Here is an 18,694-nt window from a genome sequence, read left to right as displayed (position 1 = left end):
CGTTGCATGGTCGCAACCACAGGCTTGTGAACCCGCGTGAGCGACGCCAGCCGAACCCGGGCGTGGGGCCGCACAGGGGGCCTGTGCCGATCACGACCTGCCGCCAAAGCCAGGGCGCTCAGGCCGAGACGCGCGGTTCACCGCCTGCGCGGACCTTGTCGAGGCAGTGCGCCTGTCAGGATGTGACCTGCCGGGCCCCGCCGCAGGACCGCTTGCCGGTCATGGCCGGATTGGTCGGAAGGGGGGCATCGGGGGTGCGGGCGTCCTGGGGGGAGGGGATCACGATGGGCGCGGGCGCCGGGGCCTGGGGCGGTCCGGTCTGGGCCAAGGCCGCAGGGGCGGTCAGGGCACCCAAGAGCAGCGCGGTCAGGAACGATCGGGGCATGGGACAGTCCTTTCGCAGGGGACGACTGTCTCAGGGTGCGCCCGAATCACGCTTCCGCAAAGCGGAAAAACCGATGGTATCAGCGCGTCTTTCCGGAAAAACCCGGCGGGCGGCGGGCGATCCAGGCCCAGAACGGGGCCAGGTCGGGATGGGTGCGCAGCGCCTCGACCGTGTTCACGTTTCGCGCCAGCTCCGTCTCGCGCAGGGTCTTGTGGATCGTCTTGTGGCAGATGTGGTGCAGCAGCACCGTAGGGCCCCCCTTGCCGCCGCGCAGCTTGGGGATCAGGTGATGGCGGCTTTGCGGCACGTCGGGCGGGATCGGGCGCAGGCACAGCGGGCAGACCGGGTCGGGGTCTGACGCCATCGTGACCTCTGGTTCGGTATATCTGGATTTACGCATCTGTCCGCCGTCGGTTAGGCCGAAGGACATCTGACCCCGGACCCGCCGAAAGGACAAGCCATGCCGACCCGCCGCTTTCTTCTGGCCTCTGCCGGCGCCTTCGCGGCGATGCCCGCCTTTGCGCAGGACCGCCCCAACCCGATGCCCGATGAGTTGCGCCAAGCGCTGGAACGCGACCCGACCGCACCGGTGCTGGGCAATCCCGACGGCAACATCACCCTGACCGAGTTCTTCGATTACAACTGTCCGCACTGCAAGACGATGCTGCCGCTGATGTCGGAACTGGTCCGGTCGGACCCACAGCTGCGGGTGGTGCTGCGCGAATGGCCGGTCTTCGGTCCCGGATCGGAATTCGCGGCGCGCGCGTCGCTGGCGACGCTGCCCACGGGCAACTACTGGCGGCTGCACGCCGCCCTGCTGGGCATGCGCGCCCGCGCCGAGGAGGCGACCGTGATGCGCGCCGTCCGCGATCTGGGCCTGGACGAGGCCGCGATCCGCACAGGCATGCAGGCCGATACCGTCGAGCGCCACATCACCTACAGCCACCTGCTGGGCGACCACATGGGGCTGATGGGCACGCCAAGCTTCATCTGCGGGGACGAGGCCGCGTTCGGCGCGATGACGCTGGAGGAGCTGCGCGCCCTGGTCCAGCGCGGACGGCGGACGATGGGGGTCTAGTCCCCCGCCGGGTCGCGCCGCCCCCACGCGGCGTCCTGCATCTCGCGCAGGCGGGATGCGGTGCGTTCGAACTCGAAGCTGCCTTCGCCCTCGTTGTACAGCTGTTCGGGCTGGTCCGCGCCGCTGGCGATCAGCCGGACCCGCGCCTCGTAAAGCGCGTCGATCAGCGTCACGAAGCGCTTGGCCTCGTTATAGTTCGACGCCGACAGCCGCGGCACGCCGTCGATCAGCAGCACGTCGACCGCGCGTGCCACTGCCAGGTAATCCGCGGGCCCAAGCGGCTTGCCGCACAGGTCCCAGAAGCTGGACCGCGCCGCGCGCCCGACATGGGCGGGCAGGGTGACCTGGCGCCCCTGCACGGTCAGGACCAGCGGTTCGGGCGTAGCGTCGCCGGTCAACTCGGCCCAGACGGCGTCCAGTTCGGCCCGTGCCGCCGCATCGGCGGGGGCGAACCAGACCTGACCGCCCTGGCGGTTCTGGCGATAGTCGGTGCGGCTGTCCAGGCAGACCACCTCCATCCGCTGGCGGATCAGCGCGATGAAGGGCAGGAACAGCTGGCGGTTCAGCCCATGCTTGTACAGGTCGTCCGGTTCGCGGTTCGACGTTGTGACCACCGTCACCCCCTGGTCGAACAGAACCTGGAACAGCCGCCCCACGATCATCGCGTCGGCGATGTCGGTGATCTGCATCTCGTCAAAGCACAGCAGGCGGACCTGCGCCGCCACGGCCTCGGCCACGGGGCGGACGGTGTCCTGCTCGCCGCGCTTGCGCGCCTCGTTCAGGCCGGCCTGGATCTCCTGCATGAATTCGTGGAAATGCACCCGCCGGGTGGGAATGTCGCCGGCCGCGTCGGCCATCAGGTCCATCAGCATGGACTTGCCACGCCCCACGCCGCCCCACAGATACGACCCCTGCACCGCGGGCACCGGATCGGGGCTGCCCACGCCCAGAAAGGCCCGCCACGCCGATCGCGGCTTCTGCGGCGGTGCCGCCTGCAGCTGATCCAGAACGCGGTCCATGTGCGGCAGCACCGCTGCCTGCGCGTCGTCGTGGCGCAGCGCGCCCGATGCGATGCGCTGGCGGTAAAGATCGCTGACCTTGCCCATGGCGTGCCCCTGTCCTGTGACCGATGCACCCCTGCCACGGCGCGGCCCGTGCCCGCAAGGGTCTGCGGCCTTGACCACCGCGGCGTCCCCGTGCGACGCCCGACGCGATCCCCGCTGACGAAGGTGCGCCGATGACCGACCTGCCGATCCTGTTCGTGATGGCCGCCCAGCCCGAATACGGCCCGGCCCTGCGCGCGCGCATCCAGCCGCTGATGACCGGCATCGGCCCGATCGAGGCCGCGGTCCAGCTGACCGCCGCGCTGGCCCGCATGGACCGGCTGCCCCGGCTGATCGTGTCGCTGGGGTCGGCCGGGTCCGCGCGTCTGGCCCAGACCGAGGTCTATCAGGTGGGCGCCGTCGCCTGGCGCGACATGGATGCCAGCGCGCTGGGGTTCGCGCGGGGCTGCACGCCGCTTCTGGACCTGCCGCGGGTGATCGACCTGCCGCACCGCATCCCCGGCCTGCCGGTGGCCAGCCTGTCCACCGGCGCCGACATCGTCAGCGGCCCCGCCTATGCCGCGATCGAGGAGGACATGGTCGACATGGAGACCTTTGCCCACCTGCGCGCCGCCCAGAATTTCGGCGTGCCGCTGATCGGGCTGCGCGGCATCTCCGACGGGGCGGCCGATCTGGGCGGGATGGACGACTGGACCCGCTATCTTCAGGTGATCGACGGCAAGCTGGCCGCGGCGGTGGACCTGCTGCACAAGGCGCTGGCGCAGGGGCGGCTGGTCCTGTGACAGGGCGCACGCTTGTCCTTGGGGCGGCGGCCCCCTAAACCGGGGCGGCAACGGACAAAGACGGGCAAGCATGGCACGCGGCGCAAGCAATCTGGAAGACCGGCCCACCAGCCGGCGGGTGGGGGCGCTTGGCGCGCTGTGGCCGTTCGTCCGGCCCTATCGCGGGCAGATGGTGCTGGCGCTGGTGGCGCTGGTGCTGACATCGGCGATCAGCCTGATCCTGCCACTGGCCGCACGCCGGGTGGTCGACAATTTCGACGACGGCGCGGGCCTTCTGGACAAGTATTTCGGCGCGGCCCTGATGATTGTGGCGCTGCTGGCCCTGGGCACGGCGGCGCGGTACTTCTTCGTGACACGGCTGGGCGAACGGGTCGTGGCCGACATCCGCAAGGCCGTCTATGCCCGCGTGATCACCCTGTCGCCCGCTTTCTTCGAACGCGTGATGACAGGGGAAATCCTGTCGCGCATCACCACCGACACCACGCTGATCCAGTCGGTCGTGGGGTCGTCGCTGTCCATCGCGCTGCGCAACATGCTGATCCTGGCGGGGGGCATGGCGATGCTGGCCTGGACCTCGGTCAAGCTGATGGGACTGGTGCTGCTGATCGTGCCCGCCATCCTGATCCCGATCATCGTGCTGGGACGCCGCCTGCGCGCCCTGTCGCGCGCCAACCAGGACTGGATCGCCGCATCCTCGGGCACAGCGTCCGAAACCCTGCTGGCCGCCCAGACCATCCAGGCCTATACCGCCGAGGCGCGCAGCATGGTGCGTTTTGACGACGTGACCGAACAGTCCTATGTCGTGGCCCGCACCCGTATCGGCACCCGCGCGGTGATGACCGCCATCGTGATCTTCCTGATCTTTGCGGGCGTGATCGGCGTGCTGTGGGTCGGTGCCCGCGACGTCCAAGACGGGGTGATGACCGCGGGCCAGCTGGTGCAGTTCGTCATCTATGCGATCCTGGTCGCGGGCGCGGCTGGCGCCCTGTCCGACATCTGGGGCGAACTGCAACGCGCCGCCGGGGCGACCGAACGCCTGGCCGAACTGCTGTCCGCGACGGACACGCTGACCGATCCGGCGCGCCCGGTGCCCCTGCTGCTGCCCGTGCGCGGAGAGATCGTGCTGGAGGGGGTGGCCTTCAGCTTTCCCTCGCGTCCCGACGCCCCGGCCCTGCACGGGATCGACCTGACCATCCGGCCGGGGGAGACCGTGGCGCTGGTCGGCCCGTCTGGGGCGGGCAAGACGACCGTGATCCAGCTGATCCAGCGGTTCTGGGACCCGCAATCGGGTCGCGTGACGATGGACGGCACCGACCTGCGCCAGCTGGCGCGCGTCGATCTGCGCAGCCATATCGCGCTGGTTCCCCAGGACCCGGTGATCTTTGCCGCATCCGCCGCCGACAACATCCGCCTTGGCCGCCCCGACGCGACCGACGCGCAGGTGCAGGCCGCGGCGCGCGCGGCGCATGCGCATGACTTCATCGAGGCCCTGCCGCAGGGATATGACACCGCATTGGGCGAACGCGGCGTGATGCTGTCCGGCGGTCAGCGCCAGCGCGTGGCCATCGCCCGCGCGATCCTGCGCGACGCGCCGGTCCTGCTGCTGGACGAGGCGACCAGCGCGCTGGACGCGGAATCCGAATCGCTGGTCCAGGCCGCCGTCAGCCGCCTGGCCGAGGGGCGCACGACCGTCGTCGTGGCGCACCGCCTGGCGACGGTCAAGAAGGCCGACCGGATCGTGGTCCTGGATCAGGGCCGGATCGTGGCCACCGGCAGCCATGACGAACTGGTCGCGCAGGGCGGGCTCTATGCGCGCCTGGCGCGGATGCAGTTCACCGACGGGCCGGGCGACAGGCCGGCCGACCCCGCCTAGCGCGGGGCGGCCAGCACCATCGCCCAGAACACCGTCCGCCCGTCCGCCGCCAGCGCCTGGCCGATGCCCACATGGCGCACCCGCGCATGCAGCATGTTCGACCGGTGCCCCGCCGACCGCGCCCAGCTGCGCATCGCAGCGCCCGCGTCGCGCTGGCCCGCTGCGATGTTCTCGGCCACGACAGAGGCGGCATAGCCCGCCGACCGGGCGCGCGCCTTGACGCCCCCGCCGCCCCGATGGCTGAGCCTGCCGCGGGCGGCCATCTCGCACGCCTGGCGGGTCGCCGCGGCCGTCAACGCGGGATCGACCGTCACCGCGCCCAGCCCGGCCTGGGCCCGCATCTGGCTGACGGAGGACGCAATGGCCTGGCTGGCCCGGGGCGGGGGCGTGGCGCAGGATGTCGACGCATGGGCCGGCCATGCGCCGGCCACGATCAGCGCCAGCGCGGCGATGCGGTTGAAATGTCGGGTCATCCGATCCTCGTCTTTGTGGTCATCCGAACGGGTCGGGCCGCAGGTCATGCCCGCGGCCTAACGGGGGGCCGCATAGACGGCGGCCCAATAGGTCGTGCGCCCGTCCTGGGACGTCGCCTGTCCCACGCCGAAATCGCGCACCTGCGGCAGCATGATGTTGGCGTGATGACCCGGCGAGGCCGTCCATTCCGACAGCACCCGCGGCAGCGAGAATGGCCCCGCGGCGATATTCTCGGCCGAGACGGTGGGCTGATAGCCCGCCTGCTTCAGGCGCACGGCGGGTCCGGTGGTGGTGCTGCCCAGATGGGTCATTCGCCCGCGCTGCGCCATGTCGCAGGCATGGCGCGCCGCGACCCGGGCCAGCCGGGCGTCGGCGCGCAGTGGCGTCAGGCCGGCGCGGGCCCGCGCGCGGTTGCTCACCTGCGCGGCCATCGCGTTCCGGTCCGGCGCCGTCACGCCGCATTGCGCGGGTCCGGGCGGGCCGACTTGGACCGCGTGGGGGTCGTGTCCCACCGGCGCCTGCGGGGTGGCCGCGCATCCCGCCAGCAGCGCCGCGCCCAGGATCATCAGCGATCCCCGTCCGTATCCTGTCCAGTTCGTCATGCCCTGCGGTGACCCCGTTTCCAAGCGCGCCTTGGTTCTTATAGCCGCCCCGGGTTAACAAGCGCTTTCGCCCCGATGCGGCCCTGGCGCCCCGGTTTGGCGGAACCGTGCCGACATGGCGGTCGTTCGGTGGCGGAACATCACAAGGACCTTTGCACATGGCCATCTGGGATTTCGTGAAAGACGCGGGCAAGTCGGTCTTCGGCAAGGCCGAGGCCGCCACGCCCAAGCCCGCCGCCGCGGCCCCTGCCGCAGCCCCCGCCGCCGCGCAGCCCGCGGCCCAGGACGACACCCAGTGCAAGGTCGCGGCGTTGAAGGCCGAACTGCGCGCCCTGAACCTGGACGGCGACGACGTGCACCTTCGCCTGCGCGGCGACACGGTGGTCGTCGAATCCAAGGGCGCCGACCGCGAGACGCTGGAAAAGCTGATCCTGGCCGTCGGCAACATCGAGGGCATCGCCAAGGTCGAGGCCGACCTGCCCGCCGACGCCCCCCAACCCGTCTTCCACACCGTGAAGAAGGGAGAGACCCTGTCCGCCATCGCCAAGGAGCACTTGGGCAACGCGAACAAGTACGCCGCGATCTTCGAGGCGAACCGCCCGATGCTAAGCGATCCCGACAAGATCTATCCGGGCCAGGTCCTGCGCATTCCCGCCGCGGACTGACCACCCCGGTCGGACCGTCATGACGCCGCGTCGGCCATCGGTTGACGCGGCGTTTTCACATGCGGCGGACCGGTCGGGACTTGCCCCGCCCGGCCTTGTCGGACCATCCTTACCCGCAGGGAGGGGCCGCAGCCGATGCGGCCCGACAGCAGGGGGACCAGATGGGCAAGTTCGGCAGCTATGCGGACCGCGACAGGATCGAACAGGAAGGCAGCTTTGACGCGCGCGGCCTGCCGGTCACGATCTATGAATTCCTGTCGCGCACGGCCGAGCGGTTTCCGCAGCGGCCCGCGATCTCGTTCCAGCTGCTGTCGGGGCCCAAGGATCACGCCGTTACCCTGTCCTGGCAGGACCTGCTGGAACGCGTGACCGAAACCGCCAACCTGTTCCGCAGTCTGGGCGTGGGGCCGACCGACACCGTCGCGTACCTTCTGCCCAACAGCATAGAGACGCCGGTGGTCCTGCTGGCCGGGGCCACGGCGGGGATCGTGAACCCGATCAACCCGCTGCTGGACGCCACCCAGATCGCCGGCATCCTGCGCGAGGCGAATGCCAAGGTGCTGGTCACGCTGAAGGCCTTCCCCAAGACCGACGTGGCGCAGAAGGCCGCCGAGGCGGTGGCCCAGGCCCCGAACGTCACCCATGTGGTCGAGGTTGACCTGAACCGCCATCTGCGCGGCCTGAAACGCTTTATCGTGCCGCTGATCCGCCCCAAGGTGAAGGTCCGGCACAAGGCCAAGGTCCTGGATTTCGAGGCCGCCACCAGCGCACGCAAGCACACCGCCCTGGAATTCGACGACCCCAAGGCCGACCGCGTCGCGGCCTATTTCCACACCGGCGGCACCACCGGCACGCCCAAGGTGGCCCAGCACAAGTACAGCGGCATGATCTATAACGGCTGGCTTGGGGGGACGCTGCTGTTCGACGAGACCGACGTGCTGATGTGCCCGCTGCCGATGTTCCATGTCTTTGCGGCCTATCCGGTGCTGATGTCCTGCATCGCGTCCGGCGCGCATGTGGTGATGCCCACGCCTGCCGGATACCGGGGCGATGGGGTCTTCGACAACTTCTGGAAGCTGATCGAACGCTGGCAGGCGACGTTCCTGATCACCGTGCCCACGGCCATCGCCGCGCTGATGCAGCGTCCGGTCAACGCCGATGTGGGCAGCCTGAAGACCGCCATCTCGGGTTCGGCGCCGCTGCCGATCGAGCTGTATAACCGCTTCAAGGCGGCCACCGGGGTGGAGATCGCCGAAGGCTACGGCCTGACCGAGGCCACCTGCCTGGTCAGCTGCAACCCGGTGGACGGGCTGAAGAAGGTGGGCTCGGTGGGCATCCCGCTGCCGCACACGCATGTCCGCATCCTGAACCACGACGATGCGGGCCGGGTGCACGAATGCCCCACCGATGTCGTCGGAGAGATCTGCGTCGCCAATCCCGGCGTCTTCCCCGGCTCGACCTATACCGAGGCAGACAAGAACCATAAGCTGTTCGCCGACGATCGGTACCTGCGCACGGGCGATCTGGGCCGGATCGACGCGGACGGCTATCTGTGGATCACCGGGCGGGCCAAGGACCTGATCATCCGCGGCGGCCACAACATCGACCCCGCCGAGATCGAGGAGGGGATGCTGTCGCACCCCGCCGTCGCGTTCGCCGGCGCCATCGGCCAGCCCGACGCCTTCGCGGGCGAACTGCCCTGCGTCTATGTGGAACTGGTTGGCGGAGCCACGGTGACCGTGGACGAACTGGCGGCCCATGCCCGCGACCACATCCATGAACGCGCCGCCGTCCCCAAGCATATCGAGATCCTGTCGGAGCTGCCCAAGACCGCGGTCGGCAAGATCTTCAAGCCGGACCTGCGCCGCCTGGCCATCAGCCGCGTCTATGACGCCGCCCTGCAGGGCACCGGCGCCCGCGTGGTCGAGGTGCGCGAGGACAAGAAGCGCGGGTTGGTCGCCCGCCTGTCGCGCGAGGGCAACGTCGCCGAGGATCAGGTCCGCGAGAGGCTGGGCCAGTTCACGACGCCCTGGGACTGGGCGTGACGGCGGGGACCGGGGGCCGTCAGGCGCCCCGGTCCTGTTCGTCCTTTGCCCACAGATAGCCGATGAAGGCGCCCTTGATCAGGCGCAGCAGCACAAGTGTCATCACCGTGGTGATCAGCCCGGTGACCGCCAGCAGCGTCGCGGGTTCGGGGCGCCAGACGTTCCAGATGATGCCGAACAGCGGGATCAGCACCAGCAGCATCACCGTCATGGTGAAGAAGGCCGGCCCGTCCGCCGCCGGATAGCGGGACAGGGGCGCCTGGCAATGCGCGCAGACCGGGTTCACCTTCAGATAGCCCTGCATCAGCTGCCCCTCTCCGCAGGAAGGGCAGCGGTTCATGACGCCCCGCAGGATGGCGGCGCGGCTGTCTCGGATCTGGGTCATGGGCTGTCCTTGGGTTCGGGCGTGGCCTAGCCGTTGTCGCGTAGGATGCGCCCGGCCAGATACAGGGATCCACAGATCAGGATACGCGCGCCGGGGTGGCGGCTCACCAGCTGTTCCACCGCCTGCGCGGCATCCTGGGCCACATGCGCGGTCATGCCGATCTGGCGCGCGGCGGCGGCGGTCTGGGTGGCAGGCAGGGTGTTCGGCTCTCCGGGGATGTCGATGGCGGTCAGGCTGGCGGCGTGGTCGGCCAGCGGACGCAGATAGCCCGCGACATCCTTGGTGTTCAGCATGCCGCAGACCAGATGCGTGGGGCGCGCGGGCATCGCGGCCAGGGTCGCGGCCAGCGCCTGCCCGCCCGCCGGGTTGTGCCCGCCGTCCAGCCACAGCTCTGCCCCCTGGGCCAGATCGACCAGCGGACCGTGGCGCAGGCGCTGCATCCGGGCGGGCCATTCGGCCTGCGTGACGGCGGCGCGGGCCTGCGCGTCGGTGGCACCAAGCGCGCGCAGGGCGGCCAGCGCGGTGCCCGCGTTCTGGACCTGGTGCGGGCCGATCAGCTTCGGGCGGGGCAGGTCCCACAGCCCGTGATCGTCCTGGAACACCATGCCGTCGCGTTCGGGCTGGATCATCCAGTGCTGGCCATGTGCGACGATGGGCGCGGACAGGCCCATGGCGCGCGCCTCGATCACGCGCAGGGCATCGTCGTCCTGGGGGCCGACGATGACGGGGACGCGGGGCTTGATGATGCCGGCCTTTTCGGCGGCGATCAGGGGCAGCGTCTCTCCCAGGTACTGGGTGTGGTCGATCGAGACCGGCGTGATGACCGTCAGGCGCGGTGCGTCGATGACGTTGGTCGCGTCCAGGCGCCCGCCCAGTCCGACCTCCAGCAGGGTGAAGTCTGCGGGGGTGCGGGCGAAGGCCAGGAAGGCCGCGGCGGTGGTGATCTCGAAGAAGGTGATGGGCTGGCCGTCATTCGCGGCCTCGACCTGGGCCAGCAGGTCGGCCAAGGCGTCGTCCTCGATCAGGGTGCCCGCCAGGCGGATGCGTTCGCGAAACTGCGCCAGGTGCGGCGAGGTATAGGCATGGACCCGCGCCCCCCCGGCTTCGAGCCCCGCGCGGATCATCGCTTGCGTGCTGCCCTTGCCGTTGGTGCCCGCGATGTGGATCACCGGGGGGATGGCACGTTCGGGGTTGCCCAAGGCCGCCAGAAGGCGGTGCATTCGGTCGAGCGACAGGTCGATCACCTTGGGGTGCAGCGCCATGAGGCGCGACAGGATCGCATCGGATGTGGTCATGTCATGCACCGGGGGCCAGCCCCCGGACCCCCGGGGTATTTCGACAAAGAAGAATTACTCGGCCGGGGCCGGCGCAGGCGTGGGAGCCGGCGCCGGGATCGGGTCGTTGACCGGTTCGGGCGCTGGCAGGTCGGCGCGGGTGGGGGCGGGCAGGCCGCCCAGCATCCGCAGGATCGAGACCAGTTCGTCGCGCAGCTTGCCGCGATGGGTCACGCGGTCCAGCATGCCGTGTTCCAGCAGGTATTCGGCGCGCTGGAACCCTTCGGGCAGCTTCTCGCGGATCGTCTGTTCAATCACGCGCGGGCCGGCAAAGCAGATCAGCGCGTTGGGTTCGGCGATGTGGATGTCGCCTAGCATGGCATAGCTGGCGGTGACGCCGCCCGTGGTCGGGTGGGTCAGCACGACGATGTAGGGGATGCCGGCCTCGCGCAGCATCTCGACCGCGACGGTGGTGCGGGGCATCTGCATCAGGGACAGGATCCCCTCCTGCATGCGGGCGCCGCCCGCTGCGGAGAAGAGGATCATCGGCTTTCGAACCTTGATCGCCCGTTCGGCGGCCGCCACGATCGCATTGCCCACATACATGCCCATGGACCCGCCCATGAAGCTGAAGTCCTGGCCCACGGCGATGACCGGGGTGCGGCCGATCTCTCCCTCGGCGACCAGCATGGCCTCCTTTTCGCCGGTGGATTTCTGCGCAGCCTTCATGCGGTCGGGGTATTTCTTCTGGTCGCGGAACTGCAGCGGGTCTGCGATGGGCTCGGGGACCTTGACCTCGACGAAGGCGCCGCCGTCGAACAGCGCACCGAAGCGGTCGCGCGGCGTGATCGCCATGTGGTGATCGCAGTTCGTGCAGACGTTCAGGTTGTCCGACAATTCGCGGTGGAACAGCATCGTCCCGCATTCGGGGCATTTCGTCCACAGGTTCTCGGGGACTTCGCGCCGCGAGAACAGCGAGTTGATGCGCGGGCGGACGTAGTTCGTGATCCAGTTCATCGCGAATGGCCTTGGCTGTTTCAGGCCCCCAGATAGGGCCCCACGCGGGGAATTGCAATTGCCGGGGGGGCGGCTGATGATGCCGGGCATGTGGACGACCCTGTTCTTTTTCACGCACACGACCCTGTCGCTGGTGATCATCGCCCGCGTGCTGCTGCGTCCCAGGGTCGAGCCCTCGGTGCGGCTGGCCTGGATCATGGTCGTCGAGGCAGTGCCGCTCTTGGGGATCGCGGCCTATCTGCTGTTCGGAGAGGTCCGCATGAAGCAAGCCGAGGTCCAGCGCATGTCCGACGTGCGCGACCGCCTGACCGGCCTGCGCACCGCCGTGCCCGCCGTCCGCGCCGACCGGTCCGACCCCGCGGGCCCGATCATCGCCGCGAACGAGGCGGTGGGCGGCATGCAGGCCGTCCAAGGCAACAGCCTGCAGCTGCTGGAGGAGAGCGACGGGGCGATCGACGAGCTGGTCGCGGCCATCGATGCGGCGACCGACCACGTGCATCTGCTGTTCTACATCTGGCTGCCCGATGCCAGCGGCACCAAGGTCGCCCAGGCCCTGTGCCGCGCCGAGGATCGCGGCGTGCAATGCCGTGTCATCGTCGACGCCCTTGGGTCGCGGTCGCTGGTCCGGTCGGAGCTGTGGGACCGGATGAGCCAGGCGGGCGTGGAATGCGTCACCGCCTTTCCCTGGGGCCTGCCCTTCATCAGCATCCTGTTCCAGCGTCTGGACCTGCGCAACCACCGCAAGATCCTGGTGATCGACAATGCCGTGGCCTTCACCGGCAGCCGCAACTGCGCGGACATGGCGTTCGCGATCAAGGCGCGCTTTGCCCCTTGGGTCGACATCCTGGTTCGGGTCGAGGGACCGGCGGTGCGCCAGCTGCAGGGCGTCTTCCTGTCGGACTGGATGAGCTATACCGGCCGCGATCTGGGCCCCATGCTGCAGCCGGTGGCGCCGGTTGCCGATCCCGGCGTCGCGGCGCAGGTGGTGGCCACCGGCCCCGACCTGCGCGCGGGCAGCGTGTCGGACTGCCTGTCCGCGATGCTGCATGCGGCGCGCGACCGGGTGGTGATCACCACGCCGTATTATGTCCCCGACGATGCGCTGGACGCGGCGATCCGGGCGGCGGCGCGGCGCGGGGTGCAGGTCACCATGATCCTGCCCGCCCGCAACGACAGCCTGATCGTGGGGGCGACCAGCCAGGGCTTCTATTACGGGCTGCTGGCCGCCGGGGTCCGGCTGATGCTGTTCCGCGACGGCCTGCTGCATTCCAAGATCCTGACCGTGGACGGGCGCATGGCGATGATCGGCAGCGCGAACCTGGACCGTCGCAGCTTCGAGCTGAACTATGAGGTCAACATGGCGGTCTATGATCCGGAATTCGTCGGGCTGCTGGATGCGCGGCAGGCCAGCTATGTCGCGCGGGCCGACGCGATCACGCTGGACCAGGTGCGCGCCTGGTCGCCGTGGCGGCGCATCCGCAACAACGCGCTGGCGCTGGCATCGCCGCTGCTGTGATCACAGGGGCAGGGCGGTCGTGTATTTCGTCTGACGCAGCACGAAATGCGTCACCGTGCTGCGGATGATGCCCAAGGACAGCATCCGGCGCATCAGGAAATGTTCCAGCCCCTCGGGGTCGGTCGCTACGATCTTCAGCTGATAGTCGAAGGTGCCGGTGATGGTCGCGCATTCCAGGATCTGCGCCTCGGTCTGCACGAAGCGGTCGAACCGCGCCAGCGTCGCCTCGGTATGGTCCAGCAGCGACACCTGGACATAGGCCAGGGCATGCAGCCCGGCCTTGGCCGGCGGGACCAGCGCCACCTGCCGGTCGATCACCCCGGTTTCGATCAGCCGCCGCAGCCGCCGCCACGCGGGCGATGTCGACAGGCCCGCCGCATCGGCCAGCCCCTGGGTCGACAGGGTCGCGTCCTGCTGCATCAGGCGCAGGATGCGGCGGTCGGCGTCGTCCAGATCGGGCATCGGTTTCCCCTGTTTCGACAGTCTGCGAAATGATGTGCCGCCAAAGCCGGATGGACAACCCATTCCGGCAAGGTTTTTCCCCCGCATCCGGTAATCTGGACCGCAGAGGAGGACGTGCCATGCCGAAATCGACCGAATACGCCGCCAAGGTCGCCGATGACCGGGGTTTCATCGCCTATGATGCCGAGGAGGATGCCGTCTGGCGCGACCTGATGGCCCAGCAGTTGCCCGCCGTGCGGGACCGGATGGCCTCGCCCTATCTGCGGGGTCTGGACCTGCTGGACCTGCCGCAGGACCGCGTGCCGCAATGCCCCGAGGTGTCGGCCAAGCTGGGCGCGCTGACCGGGTGGCGGGTGGAACCCGTGCCGGCGCTGATCGGGTTCGGGCGGTTCTTCGGCATGCTGGCCGACCGGACGTTCCCGGCCGCCAGCTTCATCCGCAAGCGCAAGCATTTCAACTATATCGAAGAGCCGGACATCTTCCACGAGATTTTCGGCCACACCCCGCTGCTGACCGATCCGGCCTTTGCCGCCTTCAGCCAGGCCATCGGCGCGGCGGGAACGCGCTGCGACAAGGCCGATTATGCCTGGCTGATCCGCCTGTATTGGTTCTCGATCGAATTCGGGCTGATGCGCGAGGATGGCCAGCTGAAGGCCCTGGGGTCGGGGCTGGCCAGTTCGGTCACCGAACTGCCATGGGCCATTTCCGGACAGGCGGAACAGCGGCCCTTCGACGTGATCGACATCCTGCGCACGCCGTATCGGATCGATATCCACCAGCCGGTCTATTTCGTGATAGACGATCTGGACGACCTGTTCGCCGCCGCCCGGCGCGACCTGTTGGCCGACATCGCCCAGGCCCGCGCCCTGGGGCTGCACGCACCGAAATACCCGCCCAAGACCGCCGCCTGAAAGGACCGATGCCATGACCACCTGCGATCTTGCCGCCCGCGACTGCGAACCCTGCAAGGGGGGCGTGGCACCGCACGACCCGGCGACCGCCGCCACCATGCTGACCCGGCTGACGGACTGGACCCTGTCGGACGATGGCACCGCCATCACCCGGCGCTTCACCTTCAAGGGATTCGCCAAGGCGGTGGAGATGGCGAACCTGGCCGCATGGCTGGGCAACAAGCAGGGCCACCATCCCGACATCGCCTTCGGCTGGGGCTATTGCACGGTGACCTTCACCACGCACGAGGCCGGCGGGCTGACCGACAACGACTTCATCTGCGCCGCCCGGCTGGACGCGCTGGTGGCCTGAACGGCACGCGTCAGGGTTGTCCGGCGGCCCGTCACGGTCTATCCCCAAGGCCAGGGGTTTCCAGCATACGGGCCGTGCCGCATGACGAATCGTCGCCTTGTCCGGGATGACCGGCACCAGACCGGGGGTCGCGTCCATGTCGCGCCATGAGACCAGCTGGCTGTCGCGCCGCCGGCGCGGCCACGCGGCCCGGCAATGGTCGCGGATGCTGAAATCGGTCACGCGCCGCGACCGGCCCCTGGATCCCGACCTGCGCGACGAGGCCCGCGACCTGCATCAGGTGCTGTCGCGTCTGCTGCACGCGGCCGACGCGCGCAGCGTGGGCGCCCGCGATTCCCTGTCGCGCATCGATCTGCCGGCGGGCACCGACTGGCGCTGGCGGCCCCAGATCCTGCAGGCGCGCCATGCCGCCCCCGCGCTGATCGCCCCGGAAGCGGGCCGATGGCTGTCCCCCGAGGTGGCGCTGTTCCACGACTGCGCCGAACGTGCGCTGATCCTGCGGCAGGTGCGCAACCGCCGCGCCACCGACCTGTCCGATTACGGGCTGGCGCTGGAGGTGATGGGGTTTTCCGGCAGCTTCCTGTCGTTCTCGCTGTCGCTGCCGGTCGAGGCGCTGCGTGATCTGGGCGGGCATCACATCATCCGGCTGGACGCGACACTGCAGGCGGAACGCCCCATCGCGGTCTATGCCCGGCTGAACATCCAGCAGGGTCCGAACACCGAAACCATGCTGCGCAAGATGGGCGAGCCGATCGAGGGCCGCCACTGCGACCGCATCGTTGAGTTCGACCTGGGCTATGCCGAACTGTCCGCCCGGTCGGTCGAGAAGGCATGGCTGGACCTGATCTTCGAGGCGCCCTTCATGAACGCGGTCGGCCTGCGCGACGTGATCCTGTCGCGCCATCCCCGCGCCCAGATCTGAGGATATGGCCATGCCGCATTTCGACAATCACGGTCTGAAGGGCGGCGTCTGGCGCGGCGCGCTGACGGGCATCGACGCACCCGGCATCCGGGTCGTACTGATCCAGCACGCCGAGGTCCTGGCCGAGGCGCGCGTGACCGCCGACGGCCCCGGCCGCTGGCTGGTCGAGGCGGACCTGCCGGCCCAGGTCCTGTCGGACGGGGTGCAGACGCTGCTGCTGAAGACGGCGGCGGGGCCGGGACCGGACAGCGGGCCGGACGGGCATGTCCTGGCGCGGCTGTCGCTGATGGCGGGCCAGCCCCTGGACGAGGATCTGACCGCCGAGATCGCCGCCCTGCGGGCCGAGCTGGAACTGGTCAAGCGAGAGCTGCGCCGCTTTGCCGCCGACCTGACGGGGCGCTAGGTCCCGTCACTCGGCCGTCATGGTTCCTTGCGAAAAGCGGGGGGCGTGGCTATATCGCGGCTTCGCGACCCGCCCCCCGTGTTTCTTGACGTAAGGTTGACCATGACCCTGCCGCAGACGCCGCATTACCTGATCGACATGGCCCGTCTGCGCGCCAACATGGAAAAGGTCGCCCATCTACGCGAGGCGTCGGGCGCCAAGGCACTTCTGGCGCTGAAATGCTTTGCCACCTGGTCGGTCTTCGACCTGATGCGCGACTACATGGACGGGACCACGTCCTCGTCGCTCTATGAGCTGCGCCTGGGGCATGAGACCTTCGGCAAGGAGACCCACGCCTATTCCGTGGCCTGGGCCGATCACGAGATCGACGAGGCGGTGGGTTACGCCGACAAGATCATCTTCAACAGCCTGTCGCAGCTGGATCGCTTCGGCGCCAAGGCCGCGGGCATCGCGACCGGCCTGCGGCTGAACCCGCGCTTTTCGACCAGCGGCTTCGATCTGGCCGACCCGGCGCGGCCGTTTTCCCGCCTGGGCGAAGGCGAAGTGGAGCGGCTGGAATCCGCGCTGGACCGCATCAGCGGCGTGATGATCCACTACAATTGCGAGAACGGCGACTTCGACCTGTTCGACCGCCAGCTGACCCGGATCGAGGACGAGTTCGGTGCCATCCTGAAGCGTCTGGACTGGGTGTCTTTGGGCGGCGGCATCCACTTCACCGGCGAGGGCTATCCGCTGGACCGGCTGGCCGACCGCCTGAAGGCATTCCAGGACCGCTTCGGCGTGCAGGCCTATCTGGAGCCCGGCGAGGCCAGCATTACCAACACCACCACGCTGGAGGTCAGCGTCCTGGACATCATCGACACCGGCCGTCAGGTGGCGATCGTGGACAGCTCGACCGAGGCGCATATGCTGGACCTCCTGATCTATCGCCAGGACGCCCGCCTACCGCAGGAGGGTGACCACCGGTACCAGATCGCGGGCAAGACCTGTCTGGCGGGCGACATCTTCGGAGAGGCGGGCTTTGACCGGCCCCTGCAGATCGGTGACCGCGTTAGCATCCAGGATGCGGCCGGATACACGATGGTCAAGAAAAACTGGTTCAACGGCGTCGCCATGCCCGCCATCGCGCGCCGCGAGGAGGACGGAACGATCCGCACCGTCCGCAGCTTCGGTTACGACGAATACAAAGGCAGCCTGTCCTAAGGCCACCCATCCTCTGCCACCTGAAGGAGACAGAATTGGCGAAGAAGAACGTGCTCATCATCGGTGCGGGCGGCGTGGCGCAGGTCACGGCCCACAAGGTCGCGCAATGGGCGGCCGAGTTCGGCGACCTGCACATCGCGAACCGCACGCAGGCCAAGGCCGACGCGATCATCCAGTCCTTGCGCGAGAAGGGTCATGACATGGCCTGGACCAGCCACGCGCTGGACGCCATGGACGCGGACGCGGTCGAGGCGATGATCCGGCAGGTGGATGCGGGCATCGTCATCAATGTGGGCACGGCCTTCATCAACATGACCGTCCTCGAGGGCTGCATCCGCGCGGGCGCCGCCTATATCGACACGGCGATCCACGAGGATCCGGCCAAGATCTGCGAGACGCCGCCTTGGTACGGCAACTACGAATGGAAGCGCCGCGAGGACGTGGCCAAGGCGGGCATCACCGCCATCCTGGGCGCGGGCTTTGATCCGGGCGTGGTCAACGCCTATGCGCGCCTGGCTGAGGACGAGTATTTCGACAAGGTCGACAGCATCGACATCGTGGACATCAACGCCGGATCACACGGCCGCTGGTTCGCCACGAATTTCGACCCCGAGATCAATTTCCGCGAGTTTACCGGCACGGTCTATTCCTGGCAGAAGGGTGCCTGGCAGGAGAACCGCATGTTCGAGGTCGGCCGCGAATGGGACCTGCCCGTGGTGGGCAAGCGCACCGCCTATCTGTCCGGCCATGACGAGGTCCACAGCCTGTCGGCCCGCTATCCGCAGGCCGACGTGCGGTTTTGGATGGGGTTCGGAGAGCATTACATCAACGTCTTCACCGTCCTGCAGAAGCTGGGCCTGCTGTCGGAACAGCCGGTGAAGCTGGCCGACGGCACCGATGTGGTGCCGCTGAAGGTGGTCAAGGCCGTGCTGCCCGACCCGGCAAGCCTTGCCCCCGACTATGAGGGCAAGACCTGCATCGGCGACCTGGTCCGCGGTACCCGCGACGGCAAGGAGGCCGAGGTCTTCATCTACAACGTCGCCGACCACAAGGAGGCCTTCGAGGAGGTCGGAAGCCAAGGCATCAGCTATACCGCGGGCGTGCCGCCGGTCGCGGCGGCGATCCTGATCGCGCGCGGTCCGTGGGACGCGGGCAAGATGGCCAATGTCGAGGATCTGCCCGCGCGACCCTTCCTGGAACTGCTGGGAGAGATGGGCCTTCCCACCCGCGTCATCGACGCATCGGGCGATCATCCGGTCTGATCCAGGCCGATCCGGAATA

21 protein-coding genes are annotated in these 18,694 nt (G+C 68.8%); 12 read left to right on the top strand and 9 right to left on the bottom strand.

Translation table 11 applies throughout. The features are described from left to right. Positions 1 to 175: 175 nt before the first annotated feature. On the bottom strand, positions 176 to 385 hold the full coding sequence (locus PRL19_RS02830; RefSeq protein ID WP_273743801.1) for a hypothetical protein: 210 nt from the start codon (positions 383 to 385) through the stop codon (positions 176 to 178). A 79-nt stretch (positions 386 to 464) separates the two neighbouring features. Beyond that, positions 465 to 785 carry an HNH endonuclease family protein gene (locus tag PRL19_RS02825; RefSeq protein ID WP_232303365.1) on the bottom strand — a complete coding sequence of 107 codons (321 nt, stop codon included), beginning with the start codon at positions 783 to 785 and terminating at the stop codon, positions 465 to 467. A 60-nt stretch (positions 786 to 845) separates the two neighbouring features. Between PRL19_RS02825 and PRL19_RS02820 the strand changes: the two genes are divergently transcribed. Next, on the top strand, positions 846 to 1,463 hold the full coding sequence (locus tag PRL19_RS02820; protein WP_273743800.1) for a DsbA family protein: 618 nt from the start codon (positions 846 to 848) through the stop codon (positions 1,461 to 1,463). On the opposite strand, the gene zapE is transcribed toward PRL19_RS02820, so the two are convergent. Beyond that, positions 1,460 to 2,569 (bottom strand): cell division protein ZapE, encoded by a 1,110-nt coding sequence (zapE, locus tag PRL19_RS02815; RefSeq protein ID WP_273743799.1) that lies wholly within the window; start codon positions 2,567 to 2,569, stop codon positions 1,460 to 1,462. The genes PRL19_RS02820 and zapE overlap by 4 nt on opposite strands. Positions 2,570 to 2,700: 131 nt before the next feature. On the opposite strand from zapE, the gene PRL19_RS02810 reads away from it, so the two are divergent. Further along, positions 2,701 to 3,309: a 5'-methylthioadenosine/S-adenosylhomocysteine nucleosidase gene (locus PRL19_RS02810; protein WP_045983308.1), complete on the top strand. Its 609-nt coding sequence runs from the start codon at positions 2,701 to 2,703 to the stop codon at positions 3,307 to 3,309. Positions 3,310 to 3,379: 70 nt separating this feature from the next. Continuing rightward, complete coding sequence (locus PRL19_RS02805) at positions 3,380 to 5,182, top strand: ABC transporter transmembrane domain-containing protein (RefSeq protein ID WP_273743798.1); 1,803 nt, start codon at positions 3,380 to 3,382, stop codon at positions 5,180 to 5,182. Here PRL19_RS02805 and PRL19_RS02800 read toward each other — a convergent pair. Further along, a complete protein-coding gene (locus PRL19_RS02800) occupies positions 5,179 to 5,655 on the bottom strand; it encodes a CAP domain-containing protein (protein WP_164871356.1) in 477 nt (158 codons plus the stop codon). The genes PRL19_RS02805 and PRL19_RS02800 overlap by 4 nt on opposite strands. 57 nt (positions 5,656 to 5,712) lie before the next feature. Continuing rightward, entirely contained in the window at positions 5,713 to 6,258 is a 546-nt protein-coding gene (locus PRL19_RS02795; RefSeq protein ID WP_273743797.1) for a CAP domain-containing protein, read from the bottom strand. Between the two features lie 158 nt (positions 6,259 to 6,416). Here PRL19_RS02795 and lysM point away from each other — a divergent pair, with 158 nt between their 5' ends. Both lysM and PRL19_RS02785 read left to right on the top strand, forming a co-directional pair. After that, positions 6,417 to 6,923, top strand: a complete 507-nt coding sequence (gene lysM, locus PRL19_RS02790; protein ID WP_273743796.1) for a peptidoglycan-binding protein LysM — start codon at positions 6,417 to 6,419, stop codon at positions 6,921 to 6,923. 161 nt (positions 6,924 to 7,084) lie between these two features. Then, positions 7,085 to 8,968, top strand: a complete 1,884-nt coding sequence (locus PRL19_RS02785; RefSeq protein WP_273743795.1) for an acyl-CoA synthetase — start codon at positions 7,085 to 7,087, stop codon at positions 8,966 to 8,968. Positions 8,969 to 8,987: 19 nt separating this feature from the next. Here the strand turns inward: PRL19_RS02785 and PRL19_RS02780 are convergent, their stop codons facing one another. From PRL19_RS02780 to accD, 3 genes are read right to left on the bottom strand one after another with little or no spacing between them, the layout of a single operon-like run. Further along, positions 8,988 to 9,353, bottom strand: a complete 366-nt coding sequence (locus PRL19_RS02780) for a DUF983 domain-containing protein (RefSeq protein ID WP_045982397.1) — start codon at positions 9,351 to 9,353, stop codon at positions 8,988 to 8,990. Between the two features lie 26 nt (positions 9,354 to 9,379). Next, a complete protein-coding gene (locus tag PRL19_RS02775) occupies positions 9,380 to 10,648 on the bottom strand; it encodes a bifunctional folylpolyglutamate synthase/dihydrofolate synthase (protein ID WP_273743794.1) in 1,269 nt (422 codons plus the stop codon). 54 nt (positions 10,649 to 10,702) lie between these two features. After that, positions 10,703 to 11,644, bottom strand: coding sequence for an acetyl-CoA carboxylase, carboxyltransferase subunit beta (accD, locus tag PRL19_RS02770; RefSeq protein WP_045982399.1), 942 nt, complete (start codon positions 11,642 to 11,644; stop codon positions 10,703 to 10,705). A 76-nt stretch (positions 11,645 to 11,720) separates the two neighbouring features. On the opposite strand from accD, the gene cls reads away from it, so the two are divergent. Beyond that, positions 11,721 to 13,160 carry a cardiolipin synthase gene (cls, locus tag PRL19_RS02765; protein WP_232303367.1) on the top strand — a complete coding sequence of 480 codons (1,440 nt, stop codon included), beginning with the start codon at positions 11,721 to 11,723 and terminating at the stop codon, positions 13,158 to 13,160. On the opposite strand, the gene PRL19_RS02760 is transcribed toward cls, so the two are convergent. Then, the gene (locus PRL19_RS02760) at positions 13,161 to 13,622 is read right to left on the bottom strand and encodes an Lrp/AsnC family transcriptional regulator (RefSeq protein ID WP_045982401.1); all 462 of its coding nucleotides are present in this window, start codon (positions 13,620 to 13,622) and stop codon (positions 13,161 to 13,163) included. A 119-nt stretch (positions 13,623 to 13,741) separates the two neighbouring features. On the opposite strand from PRL19_RS02760, the gene phhA reads away from it, so the two are divergent. From phhA to PRL19_RS02730, 6 genes are all read left to right on the top strand, one after another. After that, positions 13,742 to 14,533, top strand: coding sequence for a phenylalanine 4-monooxygenase (phhA, locus tag PRL19_RS02755; RefSeq protein WP_217845365.1), 792 nt, complete (start codon positions 13,742 to 13,744; stop codon positions 14,531 to 14,533). 13 nt (positions 14,534 to 14,546) lie between these two features. Beyond that, positions 14,547 to 14,885: a 4a-hydroxytetrahydrobiopterin dehydratase gene (locus PRL19_RS02750; protein ID WP_139599215.1), complete on the top strand. Its 339-nt coding sequence runs from the start codon at positions 14,547 to 14,549 to the stop codon at positions 14,883 to 14,885. A 136-nt stretch (positions 14,886 to 15,021) separates the two neighbouring features. Next, the gene (locus PRL19_RS02745; protein ID WP_217845367.1) at positions 15,022 to 15,807 is read left to right on the top strand and encodes a DUF6478 family protein; all 786 of its coding nucleotides are present in this window, start codon (positions 15,022 to 15,024) and stop codon (positions 15,805 to 15,807) included. Between the two features lie 10 nt (positions 15,808 to 15,817). Then, on the top strand, positions 15,818 to 16,210 hold the full coding sequence (locus tag PRL19_RS02740; RefSeq protein WP_046001261.1) for a hypothetical protein: 393 nt from the start codon (positions 15,818 to 15,820) through the stop codon (positions 16,208 to 16,210). 108 nt (positions 16,211 to 16,318) lie between these two features. Beyond that, on the top strand, positions 16,319 to 17,413 hold the full coding sequence (gene nspC / locus PRL19_RS02735) for a carboxynorspermidine decarboxylase (protein WP_273744439.1): 1,095 nt from the start codon (positions 16,319 to 16,321) through the stop codon (positions 17,411 to 17,413). Between the two features lie 35 nt (positions 17,414 to 17,448). Beyond that, positions 17,449 to 18,675, top strand: a complete 1,227-nt coding sequence (locus PRL19_RS02730; protein WP_273743793.1) for a saccharopine dehydrogenase family protein — start codon at positions 17,449 to 17,451, stop codon at positions 18,673 to 18,675. Positions 18,676 to 18,694: the final 19 nt, after the last annotated feature.

It is taken from the genome of Paracoccus marcusii (assembly GCF_028621715.1).
GTDB classification, from domain to species: Bacteria; Pseudomonadota; Alphaproteobacteria; order Rhodobacterales; family Rhodobacteraceae; genus Paracoccus; species Paracoccus marcusii.
Note: the sequence above shows the minus strand (reverse complement) of the source record. Positions and strands in the feature narration are given on the sequence as shown.

What these genes read in the sequence shown, in the direction of transcription:
- lysM (WP_273743796.1), top strand. Translation starts at nt 6,417, where the DNA reads ATGGCCATCTGGGATTTCGTGAAAGACGCGGGCAAGTCGGTCTTCGGC.
- PRL19_RS02785 (WP_273743795.1), top strand. Translation starts at nt 7,085, where the DNA reads ATGGGCAAGTTCGGCAGCTATGCGGACCGCGACAGGATCGAACAGGAA.
- phhA (WP_217845365.1), top strand. Translation starts at nt 13,742, where the DNA reads ATGCCGAAATCGACCGAATACGCCGCCAAGGTCGCCGATGACCGGGGT.
- PRL19_RS02820 (WP_273743800.1), top strand. Translation starts at nt 846, where the DNA reads ATGCCGACCCGCCGCTTTCTTCTGGCCTCTGCCGGCGCCTTCGCGGCG.
- PRL19_RS02775 (WP_273743794.1), bottom strand. Translation starts at nt 10,648, where the DNA reads ATGACCACATCCGATGCGATCCTGTCGCGCCTCATGGCGCTGCACCCC.
- PRL19_RS02830 (WP_273743801.1), bottom strand. Translation starts at nt 385, where the DNA reads ATGCCCCGATCGTTCCTGACCGCGCTGCTCTTGGGTGCCCTGACCGCC.
- PRL19_RS02795 (WP_273743797.1), bottom strand. Translation starts at nt 6,258, where the DNA reads ATGACGAACTGGACAGGATACGGACGGGGATCGCTGATGATCCTGGGC.
- PRL19_RS02805 (WP_273743798.1), top strand. Translation starts at nt 3,380, where the DNA reads ATGGCACGCGGCGCAAGCAATCTGGAAGACCGGCCCACCAGCCGGCGG.
- zapE (WP_273743799.1), bottom strand. Translation starts at nt 2,569, where the DNA reads ATGGGCAAGGTCAGCGATCTTTACCGCCAGCGCATCGCATCGGGCGCG.
- cls (WP_232303367.1), top strand. Translation starts at nt 11,721, where the DNA reads ATGATGCCGGGCATGTGGACGACCCTGTTCTTTTTCACGCACACGACC.
- PRL19_RS02750 (WP_139599215.1), top strand. Translation starts at nt 14,547, where the DNA reads ATGACCACCTGCGATCTTGCCGCCCGCGACTGCGAACCCTGCAAGGGG.
- accD (WP_045982399.1), bottom strand. Translation starts at nt 11,644, where the DNA reads ATGAACTGGATCACGAACTACGTCCGCCCGCGCATCAACTCGCTGTTC.
- PRL19_RS02745 (WP_217845367.1), top strand. Translation starts at nt 15,022, where the DNA reads ATGTCGCGCCATGAGACCAGCTGGCTGTCGCGCCGCCGGCGCGGCCAC.
- PRL19_RS02760 (WP_045982401.1), bottom strand. Translation starts at nt 13,622, where the DNA reads ATGCCCGATCTGGACGACGCCGACCGCCGCATCCTGCGCCTGATGCAG.
- PRL19_RS02780 (WP_045982397.1), bottom strand. Translation starts at nt 9,353, where the DNA reads ATGACCCAGATCCGAGACAGCCGCGCCGCCATCCTGCGGGGCGTCATG.
- PRL19_RS02825 (WP_232303365.1), bottom strand. Translation starts at nt 785, where the DNA reads ATGCGTAAATCCAGATATACCGAACCAGAGGTCACGATGGCGTCAGAC.
- PRL19_RS02740 (WP_046001261.1), top strand. Translation starts at nt 15,818, where the DNA reads ATGCCGCATTTCGACAATCACGGTCTGAAGGGCGGCGTCTGGCGCGGC.
- PRL19_RS02810 (WP_045983308.1), top strand. Translation starts at nt 2,701, where the DNA reads ATGACCGACCTGCCGATCCTGTTCGTGATGGCCGCCCAGCCCGAATAC.
- PRL19_RS02800 (WP_164871356.1), bottom strand. Translation starts at nt 5,655, where the DNA reads ATGACCCGACATTTCAACCGCATCGCCGCGCTGGCGCTGATCGTGGCC.